The organism is Serratia sp. CoH_122_TC_1 (assembly GCF_058191755.1).
The window spans coordinates 114,400-134,495 of sequence record NZ_JBXWLA010000009.1 but is presented as its reverse complement, the minus strand read 5'-3'; the positions used below and the strand labels follow the sequence as shown (position 1 = coordinate 134,495).

General features: G+C 55.2%; 18 protein-coding genes. 1 reads left to right on the top strand and 17 read right to left on the bottom strand.

Annotation, left to right across the window (positions count from 1 at the left end; all coding sequences use genetic code 11):
- Positions 1–73: 73 nt before the first annotated feature.
- From ftsZ to mraZ, 15 genes are all read right to left on the bottom strand, one after another.
- Complete coding sequence (gene ftsZ, locus AC2FC2_RS13485) at positions 74–1,228, bottom strand: cell division protein FtsZ (protein WP_004950150.1); 1,155 nt, start codon at positions 1,226–1,228, stop codon at positions 74–76.
- 74 nt (positions 1,229–1,302) lie between these two features.
- A complete protein-coding gene (ftsA, locus tag AC2FC2_RS13480; protein ID WP_004950148.1) occupies positions 1,303–2,559 on the bottom strand; it encodes a cell division protein FtsA in 1,257 nt (418 codons plus the stop codon).
- Positions 2,556–3,407: a cell division protein FtsQ gene (ftsQ, locus tag AC2FC2_RS13475; protein ID WP_209635081.1), complete on the bottom strand. Its 852-nt coding sequence runs from the start codon at positions 3,405–3,407 to the stop codon at positions 2,556–2,558. Before ftsQ ends, ftsA begins: the two co-directional genes overlap by 4 nt.
- Before the next feature lies 1 nt (position 3,408).
- The gene (locus AC2FC2_RS13470; RefSeq protein ID WP_209635078.1) at positions 3,409–4,329 is read right to left on the bottom strand and encodes a D-alanine--D-alanine ligase; all 921 of its coding nucleotides are present in this window, start codon (positions 4,327–4,329) and stop codon (positions 3,409–3,411) included.
- Positions 4,319–5,797, bottom strand: a complete 1,479-nt coding sequence (murC, locus tag AC2FC2_RS13465) for a UDP-N-acetylmuramate--L-alanine ligase (protein WP_209635076.1) — start codon at positions 5,795–5,797, stop codon at positions 4,319–4,321. Before murC ends, AC2FC2_RS13470 begins: the two co-directional genes overlap by 11 nt.
- A gap of 83 nt (positions 5,798–5,880) precedes the next feature.
- The gene (murG, locus tag AC2FC2_RS13460) at positions 5,881–6,945 is read right to left on the bottom strand and encodes an undecaprenyldiphospho-muramoylpentapeptide beta-N-acetylglucosaminyltransferase (RefSeq protein WP_209635074.1); all 1,065 of its coding nucleotides are present in this window, start codon (positions 6,943–6,945) and stop codon (positions 5,881–5,883) included.
- A 3-nt stretch (positions 6,946–6,948) separates the two neighbouring features.
- Positions 6,949–8,151 (bottom strand): cell division protein FtsW, encoded by a 1,203-nt coding sequence (gene ftsW, locus AC2FC2_RS13455; protein ID WP_209635072.1) that lies wholly within the window; start codon positions 8,149–8,151, stop codon positions 6,949–6,951.
- Positions 8,148–9,467 (bottom strand): UDP-N-acetylmuramoyl-L-alanine--D-glutamate ligase, encoded by a 1,320-nt coding sequence (gene murD, locus AC2FC2_RS13450; RefSeq protein WP_209635070.1) that lies wholly within the window; start codon positions 9,465–9,467, stop codon positions 8,148–8,150. The genes ftsW and murD overlap by 4 nt, the downstream gene beginning before the upstream one ends.
- A 2-nt stretch (positions 9,468–9,469) precedes the next feature.
- Positions 9,470–10,552 carry a phospho-N-acetylmuramoyl-pentapeptide-transferase gene (gene mraY / locus AC2FC2_RS13445; RefSeq protein WP_012005208.1) on the bottom strand — a complete coding sequence of 361 codons (1,083 nt, stop codon included), beginning with the start codon at positions 10,550–10,552 and terminating at the stop codon, positions 9,470–9,472.
- Positions 10,546–11,907, bottom strand: a complete 1,362-nt coding sequence (gene murF / locus AC2FC2_RS13440; RefSeq protein WP_490308625.1) for a UDP-N-acetylmuramoyl-tripeptide--D-alanyl-D-alanine ligase — start codon at positions 11,905–11,907, stop codon at positions 10,546–10,548. The genes mraY and murF overlap by 7 nt, the downstream gene beginning before the upstream one ends.
- Positions 11,904–13,391, bottom strand: a complete 1,488-nt coding sequence (murE, locus tag AC2FC2_RS13435; protein ID WP_490308626.1) for a UDP-N-acetylmuramoyl-L-alanyl-D-glutamate--2,6-diaminopimelate ligase — start codon at positions 13,389–13,391, stop codon at positions 11,904–11,906. Before murE ends, murF begins: the two co-directional genes overlap by 4 nt.
- Positions 13,378–15,141: a peptidoglycan glycosyltransferase FtsI gene (locus AC2FC2_RS13430; protein WP_209635064.1), complete on the bottom strand. Its 1,764-nt coding sequence runs from the start codon at positions 15,139–15,141 to the stop codon at positions 13,378–13,380. The genes murE and AC2FC2_RS13430 overlap by 14 nt, the downstream gene beginning before the upstream one ends.
- A 42-nt stretch (positions 15,142–15,183) precedes the next feature.
- Complete coding sequence (gene ftsL, locus AC2FC2_RS13425; protein ID WP_012005204.1) at positions 15,184–15,504, bottom strand: cell division protein FtsL; 321 nt, start codon at positions 15,502–15,504, stop codon at positions 15,184–15,186.
- Complete coding sequence (gene rsmH, locus AC2FC2_RS13420) at positions 15,501–16,442, bottom strand: 16S rRNA (cytosine(1402)-N(4))-methyltransferase RsmH (RefSeq protein WP_490659379.1); 942 nt, start codon at positions 16,440–16,442, stop codon at positions 15,501–15,503. The genes ftsL and rsmH overlap by 4 nt, the downstream gene beginning before the upstream one ends.
- 2 nt (positions 16,443–16,444) lie before the next feature.
- Positions 16,445–16,903, bottom strand: a complete 459-nt coding sequence (gene mraZ, locus AC2FC2_RS13415) for a division/cell wall cluster transcriptional repressor MraZ (RefSeq protein ID WP_037420797.1) — start codon at positions 16,901–16,903, stop codon at positions 16,445–16,447.
- A gap of 871 nt (positions 16,904–17,774) precedes the next feature.
- Here mraZ and AC2FC2_RS13410 point away from each other — a divergent pair.
- Positions 17,775–18,215, top strand: coding sequence for an L-alanine exporter AlaE (locus AC2FC2_RS13410; RefSeq protein WP_209635060.1), 441 nt, complete (start codon positions 17,775–17,777; stop codon positions 18,213–18,215).
- A 42-nt stretch (positions 18,216–18,257) separates the two neighbouring features.
- Here AC2FC2_RS13410 and cra read toward each other — a convergent pair whose 3' ends face one another.
- Both cra and ilvN read right to left on the bottom strand, forming a co-directional pair.
- Positions 18,258–19,262 (bottom strand): catabolite repressor/activator, encoded by a 1,005-nt coding sequence (cra, locus tag AC2FC2_RS13405; protein ID WP_020825201.1) that lies wholly within the window; start codon positions 19,260–19,262, stop codon positions 18,258–18,260.
- A 340-nt stretch (positions 19,263–19,602) separates the two neighbouring features.
- Complete coding sequence (gene ilvN, locus AC2FC2_RS13400; RefSeq protein WP_004950121.1) at positions 19,603–20,094, bottom strand: acetolactate synthase small subunit; 492 nt, start codon at positions 20,092–20,094, stop codon at positions 19,603–19,605.
- Between the last annotated feature and the right edge of the window lie 2 nt (positions 20,095–20,096).

Genomic DNA, 20,096 nt, shown 5'->3' with positions numbered 1-20,096 from the left:
CGACCAAGCATACAGCATGGCCGGCGGGACAGTTTAGCACAAAGAGCGGAGATTCCAAATTCTCAGGATATTCTTAGTCTGCCTGCTTACGCAGGAAAGCAGGAATATCAAGATAGTCGGGCTCTTTATTAGGCTGCGCAGTCGGATCGTTAACTACCTTGGCGGCAGGTTTCACTTCCTGCGGCAACGGCGACATGCCGTGCTGCTGGTAGCGATGATCCATCACTGGCTGGCTAGCCTGTTTGTTGGTCACCAGCGTGATTTCTGGACGTTTGTCCATGCCGATACCCGTCGCAACCACGGTCACGCGCAGTTCGTCGTTCATTTCCGGATCCAATGAGGTACCGATAACCACGGTGGCATTGTCGGAAGCGAAAGCACGAATGGTGTTACCCACGGTTTCGAACTCATCCAGACGCAGGTCAAAGCCAGCGGTGATGTTGACCAGCACGCCGCGAGCACCGGACAGGTCGATGTCTTCCAGCAGTGGGCTGGAGATCGCCATTTCCGCCGCTTCTTCAGCACGGTCTTCACCACAGGCAACGCCAGAACCCATCATCGCATAGCCCATTTCGGACATCACGGTGCGCACGTCAGCGAAGTCGACGTTCATCAGGCCTGGACGGGTGATCAGTTCGGCAATACCCTGCACCGCACCTTTCAGTACGTCGTTGGCCGCGCCGAACGCGTCCAGCAGAGAAATGCCACGACCCAGAACTTTCAACAACTTGTCGTTCGGGATAGTGATCAATGAGTCCACGTGTTTGGACAATTCTGCGATACCCTGCTCAGCGAATGCCATGCGTTTCTTGCCTTCAAAATTGAAAGGCTTAGTCACCACGGCCACTGTCAGAATACCCAAATCTTTAGCCACTTCAGCAACAACTGGCGCTGCACCGGTACCGGTACCGCCACCCATGCCGGCTGCAATGAAGACCATGTCTGCACCATCCAGTGCGGCGCGCAGGGCTTCACGGTCTTCTTCCGCTGAATTGCGACCCACTTCAGGGTTCGCGCCTGCCCCCAGACCTTTGGTAATACCGCTACCGATCTGGATGGTTTGGCCAACTGCCGTTTTACGAAGCGCCTGAGCGTCTGTATTAACGGCAAAGAATTCAACACCTTCGATGCGCTCGCGCACCATGTGTTCAACGGCGTTGCCACCGCCACCGCCGACGCCGATGACTTTAATCACCGCGTCATTGGTTAGTTCCATTGGTTCAAACATAGTTTCTCTCCGTTTTGTGCCTGTCGCTGCGAGATCATAAAAAGATTACTCAGCATGATCTCTTTGTTGAAACATTAAAACTCTTTTCTCAGCCAGCTATTGATGCGTTTAAACCAATTGCCCACTGAGGCGCGTTTTTCTACTTCTGCCTCACCACTCAGGTGAGACTCTTTTCCATAGTGCAGCAGACCTACCGCCGTAGAGTAGTAAGGCTCCTGCGCATAATCCGTCAGACCCGTGATGTTCAAGGGTTGGCCGATGCGTACCTGGGTGTGGAACACCCGTTGCGCACAAGCTGCCAGGCCATCAATTTGGGCAGCGCCACCGGTCAGCACAATACCTGCTGCCAAATGATGCTTCACCCCTTGCTGACGCAGTTGCTCCTGCAATTGCAAAATTTCATCGTTAACCAGATTCAACAGTTCGGTGTAGCGTGGCTCAATAACTTCAGCCAGTGTCTGTCTTTGCAGACTACGAGGAGGACGCCCCCCAACGCTTGGCACCTCTACACTTTCATCCTTGCTAACAATCGACCCAAGCGCACAGCCGTGTCGAACTTTGATCGCTTCCGCATCTGTCGGCGGCGTGCCGAAGGCGTAGGCGATATCGCTGGTGACCACGTTCCCGGCGTAAGGGATCACTTTGGTGTGGCGCAACGCACCGCCGGTGTACACCGCCATATCCATGGTGCCTCCGCCGATATCCACCACACAAACACCGAGTTCGCGCTCATCTTCGGTCAGGACTGCATAGCTGGCAGCCAAACCGGCGAAAATAAGTTGGTCTACTTTCAGACCGCAACGTTCTACTGCTTTAACAATGTTCTTCGCCATGTCGTTATGACAGGTGATCAGATGCACCTTGGCTTGCATACGCACGCCGGACAACCCAACGGGGTTTTTGATGCCTTCCTGATAATCGATAGCGTATTCCTGAGGGATGACGTGCAGGATGCGGTGTTCGTCACGCACGCGTACCGATTTAGCGGTATGCACTACGTTCTCGACATCTTCCTGTGTCACTTCCTCTTCGGAAATAGGAACCATCCCTATTTCGTTCTGGCAACTGATGTGTTTACCCGATAATGCGAGGTAAACCGAAGAAATCTGACAATCAGCCATCAATTCGGCCTGATCGATAGCGCGCTGTACGCACTTCACTACCGACTCAAGGTCGTTAACGCCACCCTTATCCATACCGCGAGACGGGCAGCTGCCCACCCCGATAATGTTGACCATGCCATCGGGCAGAACTTCCCCTACTAATGCGGAGACTTTTGCAGTACCGATCTCCAGCCCAACTACCAGTTTTCTGTCCGTCGACTTGATCATTGTTGTTTTGCCTGTGCCTGATTCTGTTGCTGATTACTGTTTTGCTGATCGCCTGCTGCCTGCGGGTCGATAAACACTGGGGCCCAACCTACCGATGCGCCGGACTCATAACGTAAGTCGACATAGCTGACTCGCTTACTCTGAGCCTGCCCCTGCTGCTGCAATACCGGGTAAAGCTCGATAAAGCGCTGCAGGCGTCCGGTGCGATCGTCGCGTCCCAGCTCCAGCCGAACATCATTATCCAAAGCCAGCTGCCAGGAATGGCGGGCACTCATGGCCGCCATTTTCAGCGTATATTTGCTGGCTGCTAGCATGCTGCTCATGGCCCGATAACCTTCCAGAACATCCTGCTCGCTCCCTTCCGGACCATAGAGCAGCGGCAATTTTTGTTTGCCAATTCGTTCTGCTGGCACGCTGAAGGACTTGCCTTCGGCATCCACCATGTGCAAATCATTCCAGCGCGCTACCGGGACATATTCCACCAGGTGGATTTTCAGCTCATCCGGCCATTGCTTGCGCACGCTGGCCTGCTTGATCCACGGCAGGCGTTCAATCTGCTGCTGGATGATATCCACATCCTGCGTCATGAACGTACCCGGCGATCCCAACGCCAAAATTGCCTGGCGAATATCGTCGTTGGTGGTGTAGTGACGTTCACCGGTCACCACCAGTCGTGACAGCGGCAGGCGGCTGGCGTCTTTCATCCAGCCAATCACCGCCCAGCCACTCCACAGGATCGTTCCCAACACCATCAGCAGGAAAATCATTCCCGCTAATTGGGTTCCATTGCTGCGGCGCGGGTTATTATCCACCTCGCGTTCACGCGCATTCAGGGCAGCTTGCGACATATCAGTCGGCCAATTCCAAAATTCTCGCTACCAGCTGCGAGAAGCTTAAACCAGATTGGCGCGCTGCCATCGGCACCAGACTATGACTGGTCATGCCCGGCGAGGTATTCACCTCAAGCAGATAGAAGCTGCCATCGCTATCCTGCATCACATCCACGCGGCCCCAGCCGCTGCAGTCCAGCCCACGGTAGGCGCGTAACGCCAGGGCAGCCATTTCGGCTTCCTGTTCCGCCCCCAGACCACTCGGACAGAAATACTGCGTATCGTCCGAAATATACTTGGCCTGATAGTCATAAAACACGCCAGCCGGTTGAATACGGATTGAAGGCAATACCTGATCGCCCAACATCGCAACCGTGTATTCAGGGCCGCTCAGCCACTTTTCGACCAGCACGTCGTCGTCATGGCGGAAAGCCTCTTCCAGCGCCCCTTCAAGAGTGGCACGCTCAGTGACTTTGCTCATGCCAACGCTCGATCCTTCACGACTCGGCTTGACGATCAGCGGTAGGCCCAGAGCGTCGATGCGAGCAATCAGCGCAGACTTCTCAGCACCAACATACTGCTTACGGTTCAGTGCCACATAAGGTGCCACCGGTAAACCCATCGACTGCCACACCATCTTGGTACGCCATTTGTCCATGGTCAGCGCCGACGCCATCACGCCACTGCCGGTATAAGGGAGCTCAAGAAACTCCAGCATCCCCTGCAGAGTACCGTCTTCACCACCGCGGCCATGCAGCGCGATAAATACTTTGGTAAACCCGTGCTCTTTCAGCTGGGTTACCGGGAAGTCACGAATATCGATGCCATGCGCATCAATACCGGCTTCACGTAATCCGGCCAGGACGGCGGCACCAGATTGCAATGACACTTCACGTTCAGCGGAGGTACCACCCAGCAGTACGGCAACTTTATCGGCCATGGTGTTCCTCCTCTTTTTTCTGCGGCTGCAGCTTAAGCTCGGCCAGTTTTCGAGCCACCTTGCCCACGTTACCGGCACCTTGCACCAATACCAGGTCATCTGCTTGCAGCAACTGCGCCAAGGTTTCCGGCACGGTGTCTGGATCGGAAACCAAAATCGGATCCAACTTGCCACGGCTGCGGATAGTGCGGCACAGCGATCGGCTGTCCGCCCCTGGGATTGCCGTTTCGCCCGCGGAGTACACGTCCAGCATCAACAGCACATCCACCTGCGACAATACGTTAGCAAAGTCGTCGTACAAATCACGGGTACGGGTATAACGATGCGGCTGGAAAATCATAACCAATCGTTTATCCGGCCAACCCGCGCGCGCTGCTTTCAGCGTAGCGTCCACTTCTGTTGGGTGGTGGCCATAATCGTCCACCAGCATTGCGGTGCCCTCTTTGCCGTTGACCGGCGTCAGCGGGAACTCGCCCAAGAAATCGAAGCGGCGACCGGTGCCCTGGAAACCTGCCAGCGCACGCAGGATATCTGCGTCATCGATCCCTTCTTCTGTCGCTACCGCCACTGCCGCTGCCGCATTCAACGCATTGTGGCGGCCCGGTGCATTCAAGGTCACCGTCAACAACGGCTTGTCCTGACGGTTCAGCGTAAAGTGACCCTGTGGCCCAACCTGGCGATAGTTTTCGATGCGAACATCAGCGTCTTCGCTAAAACCGTAAGTGGTGATATGGCGACCCACACGCGGCAGTAATTCACGCACTACGGGATCATCAACACACATCACCGCACGGCCGTAGAAAGGCAGATTGTGCAAGAAATTAATAAACGTCTGCTTCAAGTTTTCGAAGTCGCCTTGGTAAGTCTCCATATGGTCGGCTTCGATATTGGTGACAATCGCCACCATCGGCTGCAGATGCAGGAACGACGCGTCGCTTTCATCCGCTTCCGCGATCAGGTAACGGCTGGACCCCAGACGTGCATGGGTACCCGCCGCTTTCACCAGCCCACCGTTGACAAAGGTCGGATCCAGGCCAGCTTCAGCATAAATGCTCGATACCATTGCCGTGGTGGTGGTCTTGCCGTGCGTACCGGCCACGGCAATGCCGTGGCGGAAACGCATCAGTTCAGCCAGCATTTCCGCGCGGCGGATCACCGGAATACGCGCTTCACGCGCGGCAACAATTTCCGGATTGTCGGCAGAGATGGCGGTAGAAACCACCACTACGCTGGCATCCAGCACATTCTCCGGGCGGTGATGGAAGTAAATCGTCGCCCCGAGCGCGCTCAACTGCTGGGTTACCGGATTCGGCGCCAGATCGGAGCCGCTGATTTGATAACCTTCGTTAGCCAACACTTCGGCGATACCACCCATGCCGGCGCCACCGATGCCGACAAAGTGAATGTGCCGGACGCGTCGCATCTCGGGCACGATAGTACGTAGTTTCGCCAGTTGTTGTGTATTCATCACTCTCTCTAATCCGGGTCCGGCATACCGGGCCCCTACATGACATTCTTTAATTCAGGCCCGGTGTACCGAACCCCTGCATATTATTTAGCGACTCGCACCAGCTCCGCCGCTACGCGTTCAGTGGCGTCAGGAATGGCTACCGCGCGGGCCTTCTCGGCCATCGCCAGCAACGTCGGACGATCCCAGCTTGCCAGCAGCTCCGCCACCACATCGGCGTTGAACTGCGGCTGCTCGATAATCTTCGCCGCACCGGCTTCTTCCAGCGGACGGGCATTCCAATACTGTTGACGGTCTTTATGCTGGAATGGCACAAAGATCGCCGGCAGGCCTGCTGCTGCGATCTCACTGACGGTCAGAGCACCGGAACGGCACACCACAACATCAGCCCAGGCGTAAGCAGCGGCCATGTCATCAATAAACTCGGTCACCTTATGCTGTGTCTGCCCTACCCTCTCGTAGTCGCGCAGCACAGTTTCCAGAGCCCCTTTGCCCACCTGATGCCAGAGCGTTATTTTATCGCCCAATCTCGCTGCGACTTCAGGAACTGTCTGATTCAGCACCCGCGCCCCCTGACTTCCGCCAATCACCAGCACACGAATCGGCCCTTCACGTCCATTCAGTCGCTCTGCCGGTAGCGGCAATGCCAGTACATCGGTACGGACAGGGTTACCCACAACCGCCGCGTTCGGGAACGCACCAGGGAACGCCTGCAAAACGGTTTTGGCAATGCGCGCCAACCAACGGTTGGTCAGGCCAGCAATGCCGTTTTGCTCATGCAGCACCACCGGAATGCCGCACATCCATGCAGCCAAACCGCCGGGGCCAGAAACATAGCCGCCCATGCCCAGCACCACGTCCGGCTGGTAACTGCGCATAATCGCTTTCGCTTGGCGTACAGCATGCCAGATACGCAGTGGTGCGCTCAGCTGGGCTTTCAGCCCTTTGCCGCGCAGGCCAGAAATACGGATGAAATCAATCTCGATCCCGTGCTTTGGCACCAGATCGGCTTCCATTCGGTCTGCGGTTCCAAGCCAGCGCACCTGCCAGCCTTGCGCCATCAGATGATGAGCGACCGCCAGCCCCGGGAACACGTGCCCGCCGGTACCGCCTGCCATCACCATTAAACGCTTAGGTTTCCCGCTCATCCCTTACCTCTTCACAAACGCCTGGGCTTTAGCCAGACGCGTTTCATAATCAATACGCAACAACAGCACGATTGCCGTCGACATAATTAACAGGCTCGAACCACCGTAGCTTATCAGCGGCAACGTCAGACCTTTGGTCGGCAACATACCGGCTGCGGCACCAACGTTTACTAACGCCTGGAAGCTAAACCACACGCCAATTGAACAGGCCAAAAAGCCGGAAAAGCGCTGATCCAGCTCCAACGCGCGGCGGCCAATCGACATCGCACGAAAAGCGACGCAGAATACCATTAACAATGCGAAAACCACACCGATATAGCCCAGTTCTTCGCCTAAAATCGAGAAGATAAAGTCGGTGTGTGCTTCCGGCAAATACTCAAGTTTCTGCACCGAATTGCCCAGCCCTTGCCCCCAGAATTCGCCGCGACCAAAGGCCATCAGAGACTGAGTCAACTGGTAACCGCTGCCGAACGGATCGGCCCAGGGATTCCAGAACGACGTCACACGACGCATACGGTAAGGTTCTGCAATGATCAACAGCACCACCGCAAAAGCACCGGAGCCGATAATCGCCAGGAACTGCCACATTTTGGCACCGGCCAGGAACAGCATCGCCAACGTAGTGATAAACAGCACCACCACCGTACCGAGGTCTGGCTGTGCCAACAGCAACACGGCCAACACGACCATGACGCCCATCGGTTTGCAGAAGCCCCAGAAGTTGCTGCGCACCTCTTCAACCTTACGGACCAGGTAGCTCGCCAGATAACAGAACAGCGACAGCTTGGACAGCTCCGCCGGCTGAATACGCAACGGTCCCAGCGCGATCCAACGCGATGCCCCGTTTACCGAGCTACCTACCACCAATACGATCAACAGCATCACAATCGACATCAACAGCATGACATTGCTGTAGCGCTGCCAGACTTCCATCGGAATACGCAGCGTCACCATCGACAAGCCAAACGCCAACCCGAGATACAAGGCATCACGCTTCGCGAACAGGAAAGGATCGTCCGCCAGACGTTGGCCGATCGGCATTGACGCCGACGTCACCATCACAAAACCGACAATGGCTAACCCGAAGGTCAGCCATAACAGGGTACGGTCATACAGCACCATATTGACCGAGTCGTTATCGCGCGAACCTGCGACCCAGTTCTTAAACAGCTCAGTCAGCCCGAAGTTCGGCAAGCGTAGTCTCATCCGCCGAGCTCCTGTGCCAAGCGGGCGAACTCGTCACCGCGCACTTCAAAATTACGGAACTGGTCCAGGCTGGCACACGCCGGTGACAACAGCACCATATCGCCAGATTGCACCCGGCCGGCAATCGCCTGCATCGCCTGCTCCATGGTATCGGTCAGCGTAGCGACCTCCGGCCGCAGTTGCGCTAACTGCTCACCGTCACGACCAAAGCAGTACAGACGGACATTATCGCCTTGCAGGTACCGCGCCAACGGGGAGAAATCGGCAGATTTACCATCCCCCCCCAGCAGCAGGTGAAGTGTCCCATCCACCTGCAAACCATTCAGCGCCGCTTCGGTGCTGCCGACGTTGGTCGCTTTAGAATCATTTATCCAGCGTACGCCGTTATGTTCCCATGCCAGCTGGAAGCGGTGCGCCAATCCGGTAAAGGTCGTTAACGCCTTCAGGCTGGAAGCCCGTGGGATATTCACCGCATCAGCCAATGCCAACGCTGCCAGCGCATTGGTATAGTTATGACGGCCGGTCAGCTTCATCTCGCGCGTGTTTAAAATTTTCTCTCCGCGAACCCGTAGCCAAGTCTCGCCCTGCTGACGGTTCAGGTGATAATCACCCACATCCGCACCAAAGCTAACGCAGCGCTCATCAGCACCGCGCACAGGCATGGTCAGCGCATCGTCCGCGTTCACCACGCAGACTTCCGCATTTTCATAGACACGCAGCTTGGCGGCACGGTACTGCTGCAGGCCAAACGGGTAGCGATCCATATGATCTTCGGTGACATTCAAAATGGTCGCTGCAGTCGCATGCAGGCTGGACGTGGTTTCCAGTTGGAAGCTCGACAGCTCCAGCACATACAGTTGGCACTCTTGGCGTAACAGGCTCAGTGCAGGCAGCCCGATATTGCCGCCGACGCCCACCGCCCAACCGGCTGCTTTTGCCATCTCGCCCACCAGGGTGGTAACCGTGCTTTTGCCGTTGGAACCCGTGATGGCAACGATCGGTGCCTGGGCTTCGCGGCAAAACAGCTCAACATCGCCAACGACTTCAACGCCAGCGTCCACCGCGGCGCTCAACGCCGGGGTCGCCAACGCCATGCCCGGGCTGGCGACGATCAAATCCGCCGCCAACAGCCAGTCCTGATGCAAATCGCCCAGATGGCGCTCTACGCTGTCGGGCAGCTTATCCAGCCCTGGCGGTGATACGCGGGTATCCATAACGCGTGGCGTCACGCCGCGCGCCATAAAGAAATCAACACAGGACAGGCCGGTGAGGCCCAACCCGATGATGACAACTTTTTTACCCTGATAGTCTGCCATGATTACCGCACCTTCAGCGTCGCCAGGCCAATCAGCACCAGCATCAGCGAAATAATCCAGAAGCGCACGATCACGCGTGGTTCCGGCCAGCCTTTCAATTCATAGTGGTGGTGAATCGGTGCCATACGGAAAATACGTTGCCCGCGCAGCTTGAACGATCCCACCTGCAAAATGACCGACAGCGTTTCAACCACGAACACGCCGCCCATAATCAGTAACAGGAACTCCTGGCGCAGCAGCACCGCAATGGTGCCCAGTGCGCCGCCCAATGCCAGTGAACCGACATCGCCCATGAAGACTTGAGCCGGGTAGGTGTTGAACCACAAGAAGCCCAGGCCAGCACCGACAATGGCGGTACAGACAATCACAAGCTCACCGGCGTGGCGCAGATACGGAATGTGCAGGTAGTTGGCGAAGTTCATGTTACCGGTCGCCCAAGCCACCAGCGCAAAGCCCGCGGCGACGAACACCGTTGGCATAATCGCCAAGCCATCCAGCCCATCGGTCAGGTTGACCGCATTGCTGGTCCCCACAATCACAAAGTACGCCAGCAACACGTATAACAGGCCGAGTTGCGGCATGATGTCCTTAAAGAACGGCACAACCAGCTCGGTGGCTGGCGTGTCTTTTCCTACGGCATACATGGCGAAAGCAACCACCAGCGCAATCACCGATTGCCAGAAGTATTTCCAACGTGCAATCAGCCCCTTGGTGTCTTTGCGTACTACCTTGCGATAGTCATCAACAAAACCAACGATGCCATACCCCACCAGTACGAACAGCACGCACCACACGTAAGGGTTGGACGGGTAAGCCCACATCAAGACTGAAACAGTGATGGAGGTCAGAATCATGATGCCGCCCATGGTCGGCGTACCACGTTTGCTGAAATGCGACTCTGGGCCGTCGTTACGCACGACCTGGCCAAAGGACATTTCCTGCAGGCGTTTAATCACCCGCGGCCCCATCCACAGGGAAAGGAACAGCGCGGTCAGCAGGCTGACAATGGCTCGGAACGTCAGGTAGGAAAAGACGTTGAAGCCGGAATAATATTTGACCAAATGCTCGGCCAGCCAAACTAACATGGTGCTTTCTCCTGTAACGCGCGTACTACCTGCTCCATTGCGGCACTACGTGAACCCTTGATTAACACGGTAATTACCGCATGTTCTGACAGTAATTCCGCCACGCGCGCGATCACTGCTGCCTTATCCTGAAAATGTTCGCCGTTACCGGAGGCATCAATCAGCGCCTGGCTTAACGGCCCCACACCCAGCACTTTATCGACTCCCGCCATCCGAGCAGCTTCGCCCACCTGACGGTGACATTCTTCAGCTTCCGCCCCTAACTCTGCCATATCGCCAACCACCATCACCCGGTAGCCGGGCATTTCTGCCAGTACCTGCGCTGCAGCGGTCATGGAACCGACGTTGGCGTTATAGCTGTCATCGAGCAGCAGTTGATGTTCAGAAAGCGCAATCGGGAACAAACGCCCCGGTACTGCCTGTAAATTTGTTAACCCTTGACGCACAGCCTCAAGCGATGCGCCTGCCGACATGGCCAGCGCCGCTGCGGCCAACGCATTGGCGACGTTATGACGGCCCGGCAGCGGCAGCGCGATAGGCGCGGTACCGAATGGGCTGTGCAGCGTAAACTGCGTCCCCTTGCCATTCACCTGCACATCGCTGGCGAAGAAATCGACACCTTCCGCCGCCTGCGGTGAGAAACGCCAGACGGTTTTGCCGCTCAGCGTGCTCTGCCAGTGTGGCCAGTCGTTATTGTCGGCGTTGATGATCCCCACGCCGTCAGCCGGCAAACCGGCAAAGATTTCGCCTTTTGCCTGGGCGACGCCGGCCAAAGAGCCGAAGCCTTCCAGGTGCGCAGCTGCCAGGTTATTCACCAGAGCCGTCTGTGGACAGGTTAATGCCGTGGTGTAAGCAATCTCGCCAATATGGTTCGCGCCCAGCTCAATCACGGCAAAGTCATGCTGCGGTTGCAAACGCAGCAGCGTCAACGGCACACCAATGTCATTGTTGAAATTACCGGCGGTATAGAGCACCTCACCGCACTCACGCAAAATGGCCGCCGCCATTTCTTTCACCGAGGTCTTGCCCGATGAGCCGGTTAACGCCACGACGCGAGTGGGCACCTGTTGGCGTACCCATGCTGCGAGCTGCCCCAATGCCAAACGCGTGTCTTTCACCACCAGTTGCGGAACATCTACCATTAAGCGCTTACTGACCAACAAAGCGCCCGCACCTGCGGCAACCGCATCAACAGCAAAATCATGCGCGTCGAAACGCTCACCTTTCAATGCCACAAACAGGCAACCAGCGGTCACCTGACGGGTATCTGTCGTCACCTCAACGATTTGGCAATCGGCGCCGATCAACTCAGCGTCCAATACATCGGCCAGTGTCCGAAGGGAGACAGGAATCATGCCAGTACCCCCAGAAGACGTGCGACGGTGGTACGATCGGAGTAATCCAGACGGCGATTTCCAACCAGTTGGTAGTCCTCGTGGCCTTTGCCTGCCACCAACACCACATCGTGTTCTTTTGCTTGCATAATGGCGCTGGTGACCGCTTCAGCGCGGCCATGGATGACCAAGGCGCTCCCTGCGTCCAGCAGTCCAGTCAAAATATCTTTGATGATCGCTTGCGGTTCTTCGGTACGCGGGTTGTCGTCGGTCACGACCACACGATCGGCAAATTGCTCAGCAATGCCGCCCATCAACGGACGTTTGCCTTTGTCGCGATCGCCGCCGCAGCCGAAGACACACCACAATTGCCCTGCGCAGTGCAGACGTGCGGCTTCCAGCGCTTTTTCCAGCGCGTCTGGAGTGTGGGCATAATCAACCACGACTGTCGGTTTACCCGGTGCGTTAAACACTTCCATACGGCCACAGACCGGTTGCAGCTCGTGGCCGGTTGCCACTAACTTGTCCAGCGGATAACCCAGCGACAACAGGGTTGCCAATGCCAACAACAAGTTACTGACGTTGAAAGCGCCCATCAGACGGCTTTCAATCTGACCATCACCCCAACTTGAGCTGAAGTGGATAGTGGCACCGTTATCGTGATAATTGACGGAGGTCGTTTTCAACCAACGGCCATGGCAACCTGGCTGCAGATTATCCTGCATGGTCACGGCGACCGCGTCCGGCAACTTACTCAGCCAGCGCTGACCAACTTCGTCATCCGCATTAATAATCGCCTGGCCCACTTCGTGGTTCGCGAACAACGACCACTTGGCCGCTTCGTAATTGGCCATGTCACCGTGGTAATCCAGGTGGTCACGGCTCAGGTTGGTGAATACCGCAGCAGCAAACGGCAGCGCCGCCACGCGGTTTTGCACCAACCCGTGAGAAGAAACTTCCATCGCGGCGAAGGTGGCGCCGCGATCGACCAGCTCGTTTAGCACGTGTTGAACATCCACCGCAGAGCCGGTGGTATTCTCAGTTGGGCACACTTGGCCCAGCAAGCCATTACCAACGGTACCCATTACGGCGCTGGTTTCACCCAGCAGTTGGCCCCACTGAGCCAGCAATTGAGTCGTGGTGGTCTTGCCGTTGGTACCGGTAACGCCGACCAAGCGCAGACGCTCAGCCGGTTCATGGTAAAAACGCCCGGCCAGTGCGGACAGACGTTGATTGAGTTGGCTCAGATAAATCACCGGCACACCATGCATTTCAGTGATAGCGCCGTCTTCTGCCTGTCCTTCGGCTTCGGCAATCACAGCGGCAACACCCTGCGCGATAGCCTGCGGAATATAGCGGCGTCCATCCGTCTGATGGCCGACAACGGCGACAAACAGATCCCCGGCAGCCGCAATACGGCTGTCTAATGTCATTTCCCGCAGCGCGCGCCCGGGCGCCGTCGGCACCCACGGAGCGAGTAAGTCGCGCAAATTACGATCGGCCACCTGAACCCTCTTTTCTGTTAATTACAAAATCGCTTTTCTCTGTGGTGGGCAACGCATCCGGTTCAACGTTCATGGTGCGTAATACGCCACCCATGATCGCGCCAAACACCGGTGCGGAGATCGCACCACCGTAGTATTTCCCACCCTGCGGGTCATTGATCACCACCACCAGAGCGAAACGGGGATTACTGGCTGGCGCAACGCCAGCGGTATAAGCGATGTATCTATTGACGTATTGACCGTCCGGGCCAACCTTTTTGGCTGTACCGGTTTTGATGGCGATACGGTAGCCCTTGATCGCGGCTTTCACCCCACCGCCGCCCGGTAAGGCAACGCTTTCCATCATGTGTACGACGGTGCGCACCAGAGGCTCAGGGAAGACACGCTCACCGGCAACCGGTGGATCAACTTTGGTAATCGACAGCGGACGATAAACGCCCAGACTGCCGATCGTTGCGTAGACTCGCGCTAACTGTAACGGGGTTACCATTAGCCCATAGCCGAAAGAGAAGGTGGCCCTCTCTATGTCAGACCACCGTTGTTTTTTTGGGTATATGCCACTGCTTTCTCCGACCAGCCCCAAATTGGTCGCTTTTCCCAATCCAAAACGAGAGTAAGTATCTACTAACGCTGAGGACGGCATCGATAACGCCAGCCGTGAAACGCCGACGTTACTCGACTTCTGCAAGACCCCGGTCAGGGAGAGTTCCGCGTAACGCGCAACGTCCCTGATTTCCTTGCCGTTGATACGGTAAGGGACGGTATTCAGCACGCTGTTTTCTTTCACAATGCCGTGCTGCAATGCCGTCATGACCACCATGGGTTTCACGGTGGATCCAGGCTCAAAAATATCGGTGATAGCACGGTTACGCATGGTTTCTTTCGGCGTACCGGCCATATTGTTCGGGTTGTAAGAGGGGCTGTTGGCCATCGCCAACACTTCGCCGGTGTTCACATCCACCAGTACCGCGGTACCAGATTCAGCCTTGTTGAACGCCACAGCGTTGTTCAGCTCACGATAAACCAGCGCTTGCAGGCGCTCATCAACACTCAGAACCAGGTTATGCGCGGCCTGGCTGTCAACTGAAGAGATGTCTTCAATCACTCGGCCATAACGGTCTTTACGCACGGTCCTTTCGCCCGGTTGCCCGGTAAGCCAGCGATCGAAGCTCTTCTCAACGCCTTCAATCCCCTGCCCGTCAATGTTGGTTACGCCGATAATATGCGAAGTCACCTGGCCGGAAGGATAGTAGCGCCGTGATTCCTGACGCAGATAAATCCCCGGCAGTTTCAGTTTGTGGATGTAATCGCCGATCGCCGGGTTTACCTGGCGCGCCAGATAGACAAAGCGCCCCTTGGGGTTAGCATTAATGCGGGTAGAAAGCTGATCCAGCGGGATATTCAGCGCATCAGACAGCGCCTTCCAACGGCTGTCCAGCGTAATGCCACCGCGCTCATTCAGTTCTTTCGGATCAGCCCAGATAGCATTTACCGGGACACTCACCGCCAACGGACGGCCTGAGCGATCGCTGATCATACCGCGTGACGTCGGGACTTCCTGCACGCGCAGTGAACGCATGTCGCCTTCTTTCACCAGGCGGTCTGGGTTAATCACCTGCAAATAAGCCACGCGCAGCATCAACCCCACCAACGCCAGCAAAATACAGCCGCACAGCAACGCAAAACGCCAGCTTACAAAGCTGGCTTGATCTTCCTGGCGTTTCAACTTACCGGGCCGTGCTGCTTTCATGCGTTCCCTTTCTACTCCGTGTAATGATTTCAGTTAAACCATTCATTGTTTAACGATGATATTTTCCTGCGATGGATCAACATGTTGCATCTGCAGTTTTTCAGTAGCGATACGCTCTACCCGACTGTGATCCCCAAGAGCATTCTCTTCCAGAATCAGGTTGCGCCACTCAATGTCCAGAGCGTCTCTCTCTAAAACAAGCTGTTCGCGTTCGGCGGTCAATAAACGCGTGCGGTGCGCGGTGGTCACCACGAACACCGCAGATACCAGCGAAGCAATCAGCAAAATCAATGGGATCTTGGCGTTGCGCAGCAAATCACCGCCAATGACCCCGACCAAACCGTGACGCTCGTTACCAATCACGCTGACATCCTCTCGGCAATACGCAGCACCGAGCTGCGCGCACGTGGGTTTTCTGCGACTTCGGCATCGCCAGGCATCATCTTGCCCAGCGCCTTGAGCGTGCGCCCGCCCATGCTGCGCAACTGCTCTTCAGTCAGCGGAATACCCGCAGGTACCTGAGCACCGCGGCTATGATGGCGTATGAAGCGTTTAACAATGCGATCTTCTAACGAGTGGAAGCTGATGACAGACAGGCGTCCCTGCGGTGCCAGTACTTCCAACGCGCCGTCCAGCGCACGTTCAATCTCTTCCAGTTCACTGTTGATATAGATGCGGATCGCCTGGAAACTGCGGGTTGCCGGATGCTTATGCTTATCCCGGAACGGGCTGGCATTGGCGATCAAATCAGCCAGTTCTTTGGTCCGTGTCATTGGCTCAACGAGGTTTCTTTCTACAATGGCGCGAGCAATGCGCTTGGCGAAGCGCTCTTCACCAAAGGTTTTCAACACCCAGGCAATGTCGTCTGCTTCCGCTTTCATCAACCATTCAGCAGCCGACTGGCCGCTCGATGAGTCCATGCGCATATCCAGCGGACCGTCACGCATGAAGGAAAATCCGCGTTCTGCGTCATCAAGCTGTGGGGAAGAAACGCCCAAGTCGAGCAAAATACCATCAATCTGCCCCACTAATTCGCGTTCCCGCACATAGTGTGACAAATCGGAGAAGGGGCCGTGTACGATGCTAAAACGAGGATCTTCAATAGACTTGGCGGCTGCAATCGCCTGTGGGTCGCGGTCAATTGCCAGCAAACGTCCTTCCGGCCCTAGCTGGGACAGAATCAGACGCGAATGGCCACCGCGGCCAAAAGTACCGTCGATATATATGCCGTTACTGCGAATACTGAGGCCGTTAACCGCCTCATCCAACAGTACGGTAGTGTGTTTGTAATTTTCCAACATGCTTATAGCGACAAGTCCTGTAGCCGCTCAGACAACGGTTCCTGAGTCGACTGTTCTGCGTCAATATCATCCTTGACTTGTTGATACCAGGTCTGTTCATCCCACAGCTCAAACTTGTTGAACTGCCCGACCAGCATCACTTCTTTTGTAAGCCCGGCGTGCTGACGTAGCGTAGTGGCTAACAACAACCGACCGGCACTGTCCATCTGACACTCACTGGCATGTCCCAACAACAGGCGCTGAACGCGGCGCTCGGCGGGATTCATACTCGACAGACGGGATAACTTTTGTTCAATAATTTCCCATTCGGGCAGTGGATAAAGCAGCAGGCAGGGCTGGTGGAGGTCAATGGTACAGACCATTTGGCCTTGCGATTGCTCGTTCAGCAAATCCCGATAACGGGTCGGTACGGCAAGCCGCCCTTTGCTGTCGAGGTTAACCATCGTTGCTCCACGGAACATTCCTGAGTTACCCCTTCACGACCGTTTTCACCACTTTACCCCACAAATTCCCACATAATGGAGTTTACGGAGGGTATGAAAACCTTGTCAAGCCAGAGCGCCAGCGCTTTGGCAATATTTCTTCAGTCATTTTGGGAGCTAGCTCGCGAAAGGAACGCGATTTATTAGATGATTAAAAATTAACATCATGATAAACGGGGAGAATTTTCTAAGCGGAAAGAACGTGATTAAAAACCTGACAAATCGGCGATTAATTAACTCAATACTTCCTTCTGCAATCAATGTCTCATTTTTCAGCTCGGCAATCACAGCCCTGTAACCCCGCGCGAGCCGCAGCGGGCAAGGCCCAGCGTCACCTCACCCTAAAGGTAAAATATGTCATAAGCTATTGAGTTAATAACGCTCAATGGTTATTTCACCCCAAGACGGGCGCTATTTTACTTCAATTAATGCGCCAGTGATCAGTCCGGCAGGAAAATAAATCACTCGGATATTACGAGGCGAGCCAATTCCGATTTAAATCAATTTAGTAAGATTATTCTCAAAACACCTGTTTACAATTATGGTTTCATTTCCTTACATCATTTATTCCCACAATTTTTAGTGAGAATAATTGCCTCGTGACCAAAACCAACACAACTCATTGTTTTTTATTGAATAGTTAGAATGCATCCCTTTTTAATCCCTTCGCGCCATATTCTTCTCCATTCTCTCAGCACAAAAACCACACAAGGCACCCAAATAAAAATATTCGACTACTTAATCAACGCATGACGAAAGCGTAAACTACATAAAGAATTAAAAACCAGATTTAACAACTAAAAATTAAATAATTAACAGAACATTAACCAATAATCACGGAGATTGCATTATGCTTTCGCCTGTCCCACATTGGCGTAGCGCCGCCGCCGATACCTTTGCACTGGTGGTGTACTGTTTCATTGCCGGTATGGCAATAGAAATTCTGGTATCCGGCATGAGTTTCCAGCAGTCGCTTTCATCTCGTTTGCTGTCGATCCCCGTCAATATCCTGATCGCCTGGCCTTATGGCCGCTATCGTGATGCCTTTATCGGCGTCGCCAAACGCCTTCGCGGCCATCCTTTTTTACTGCGCAACCTTGCCGACTTGCTGGCCTATGTCAGTTTCCAATCGCCGGTTTACGCGGCCATATTGTGGAGTGTGGGTGCCGACGGACAGCAAATCATGACGGCAGTAGCCAGCAACGCGGTGGTTTCAATGGCGATGGGCGTGGTGTATGGCTACTTTCTCGAATATTGCAGAAAGTTGTTCAGAGTGGCGGGGTACGTATAAAGGGATTCGGCAGGAGTGCGAAACAGCACTCCTGCCTGAAGATTATTTCCGGCTCAGGCTACCGCGGCGGAAAAGATTACGACGAATTCGCGTCAGACCTGGTTTAGGTTTACGTGGTTCATCCAGGCTGGCCAAGACCAGCTCCAGCACGCGTTCGGCCACATCCCGGTGCCGCTGCGCAACCGCCAAGACAGGGCATTCAAGGAAGTCCAACAGCTCATGATCGCCAAAGGTGGCGATGGCCAGATCGGTCGGCAAGCGGCCACGTTGTTTCAGCGTGACGTCCATCACCCCTTGCAACAAAGAGAATGAAGTGGTGAACAATGCTTGTGGCATTGGATGCGTTTTCAGCCATTCGGCAAACAATACCCCCGCAGCCTCACGTTCATAACTGTTGGCATACAGATAATCGACATGCCGTTCGTCATCCTGCCAGGCCTGGCGGAAGCCTTGTTCACGCAGGAAGCTAACGGAAAGCTCCGGCAGCGCCCCCAAATACAGAACGGACTCTGCCGGGAAGGTACGCAGTTCCTGCGCCAACGCGAAAGAGTCTTCTTGGTCAGCCCCGACAACGCTAATGAAGTGTTCGCGATCCAACGCTCGGTCCAAAGCGATAATCGGCAAGGGATCGTTAGCCCAACGCTGATAGAACGGATGCTCCGGTGGCAAGGCGGTGGAAACGATAAGCGCATCGACCTGACGTTGCAGCAGATGCTCAATACAGCGCATTTCGTTATCCGGCTGATCTTCCGAACAGGCAATCAGCAACTGGTAGCCGCGTTGACGCGCCTGGCGCTCCAGATAGTTGGCAATCCGGGTATAGCTGGTATTTTCCAGATCCGGTATCACCAAACCGATTGAACGGGTCCGCCCAGCGCGTAATCCTGCCGCGACGGCATTTGGGTGATAGTTGTGCTCCCTGACCACGGCCATCACTTTTTCGACGGTTTTATCGCTGACACGATACTGCTTCGCCTTGCCGTTGATGACATAACTGGCCGTGGTGCGCGAAACGCCTGCGAGACGCGCGATTTCATCCAGTTTCACGTTAACCCCTTTTGACGCTAAAAATAGAAGTGAAAGCGATACCCGTCATACTTGAAACTGCCCCTGCGTTGACTACGCTCACTTATACGAATCACTTACCACAGTAAGCTCATCGGGATGCGTTCCCTTGCCGCCTTGATGCAGCTCCAATTATCTTGGGTATATACTTGGATTAACCATCGCATCCTGTGCGGGTATTCAATCCAGCCTCTGCGATCTAACAGCAGAAAACACTGCTGAGCAACCGCTTTTGCCGAAAGGTGCCAGCAAACAGGCAAAAAACACCGAAAAACAAAGGGCGCAGCCCGTGCCGCGCCCCTAAATCCTACTACGTCGAACTTCAACGCATGATTTTGTCGCCACGCGACACGCCAACCACACCGGAGCGCGCCACCTCAACGATCTCGGCCACCTCACGCACCGCGTTAAGGAAAGCATCCAGCTTATCGCTGGTACCGGCCAACTGAACGGTGTAAAGCGTGGCGGTGACATCAACGATTTGGCCGCGGAAAATATCAGCGCAGCGCTTCACTTCTTCACGGCCATAACCGCTGGCTTGTAACTTCACCAACATGATTTCACGTTCAACGTGTGCACCCTGCACCAGTTCGCTAACGCGCAGCACGTCGACCAGCTTATGCAGTTGCTTTTCGATCTGCTCTAGCACTTTCTCATCACCGACGGTTTGAATCGTCATGCGTGAGAGCGTGGGATCGTCAGTCGGTGCAACCGTCAGGCTTTCGATGTTGTAACCACGCTGAGAAAACAACCCCACCACACGCGATAACGCACCAGACTCGTTTTCCAGCAATACAGATAAAATACGGCGCATGA

Bases quoted from the DNA above. Each gene is read 5' to 3' on its own strand.
- ftsZ (WP_004950150.1), bottom strand. From the start codon at position 1,228: ATGTTTGAACCAATGGAACTAACCAATGACGCGGTGATTAAAGTCATC.
- ftsA (WP_004950148.1), bottom strand. From the start codon at position 2,559: ATGATCAAGTCGACGGACAGAAAACTGGTAGTTGGGCTGGAGATCGGT.
- ftsQ (WP_209635081.1), bottom strand. From the start codon at position 3,407: ATGTCGCAAGCTGCCCTGAATGCGCGTGAACGCGAGGTGGATAATAAC.
- AC2FC2_RS13470 (WP_209635078.1), bottom strand. From the start codon at position 4,329: ATGGCCGATAAAGTTGCCGTACTGCTGGGTGGTACCTCCGCTGAACGT.
- murC (WP_209635076.1), bottom strand. From the start codon at position 5,797: ATGAATACACAACAACTGGCGAAACTACGTACTATCGTGCCCGAGATG.
- murG (WP_209635074.1), bottom strand. From the start codon at position 6,945: ATGAGCGGGAAACCTAAGCGTTTAATGGTGATGGCAGGCGGTACCGGC.
- ftsW (WP_209635072.1), bottom strand. From the start codon at position 8,151: ATGAGACTACGCTTGCCGAACTTCGGGCTGACTGAGCTGTTTAAGAAC.
- murD (WP_209635070.1), bottom strand. From the start codon at position 9,467: ATGGCAGACTATCAGGGTAAAAAAGTTGTCATCATCGGGTTGGGCCTC.
- mraY (WP_012005208.1), bottom strand. From the start codon at position 10,552: ATGTTAGTTTGGCTGGCCGAGCATTTGGTCAAATATTATTCCGGCTTC.
- murF (WP_490308625.1), bottom strand. From the start codon at position 11,907: ATGATTCCTGTCTCCCTTCGGACACTGGCCGATGTATTGGACGCTGAG.
- AC2FC2_RS13430 (WP_209635064.1), bottom strand. From the start codon at position 15,141: ATGAAAGCAGCACGGCCCGGTAAGTTGAAACGCCAGGAAGATCAAGCC.
- rsmH (WP_490659379.1), bottom strand. From the start codon at position 16,442: ATGTTGGAAAATTACAAACACACTACCGTACTGTTGGATGAGGCGGTT.
- mraZ (WP_037420797.1), bottom strand. From the start codon at position 16,903: ATGTTCCGTGGAGCAACGATGGTTAACCTCGACAGCAAAGGGCGGCTT.
- AC2FC2_RS13410 (WP_209635060.1), top strand. From the start codon at position 17,775: ATGCTTTCGCCTGTCCCACATTGGCGTAGCGCCGCCGCCGATACCTTT.
- ilvN (WP_004950121.1), bottom strand. From the start codon at position 20,094: ATGCGCCGTATTTTATCTGTATTGCTGGAAAACGAGTCTGGTGCGTTA.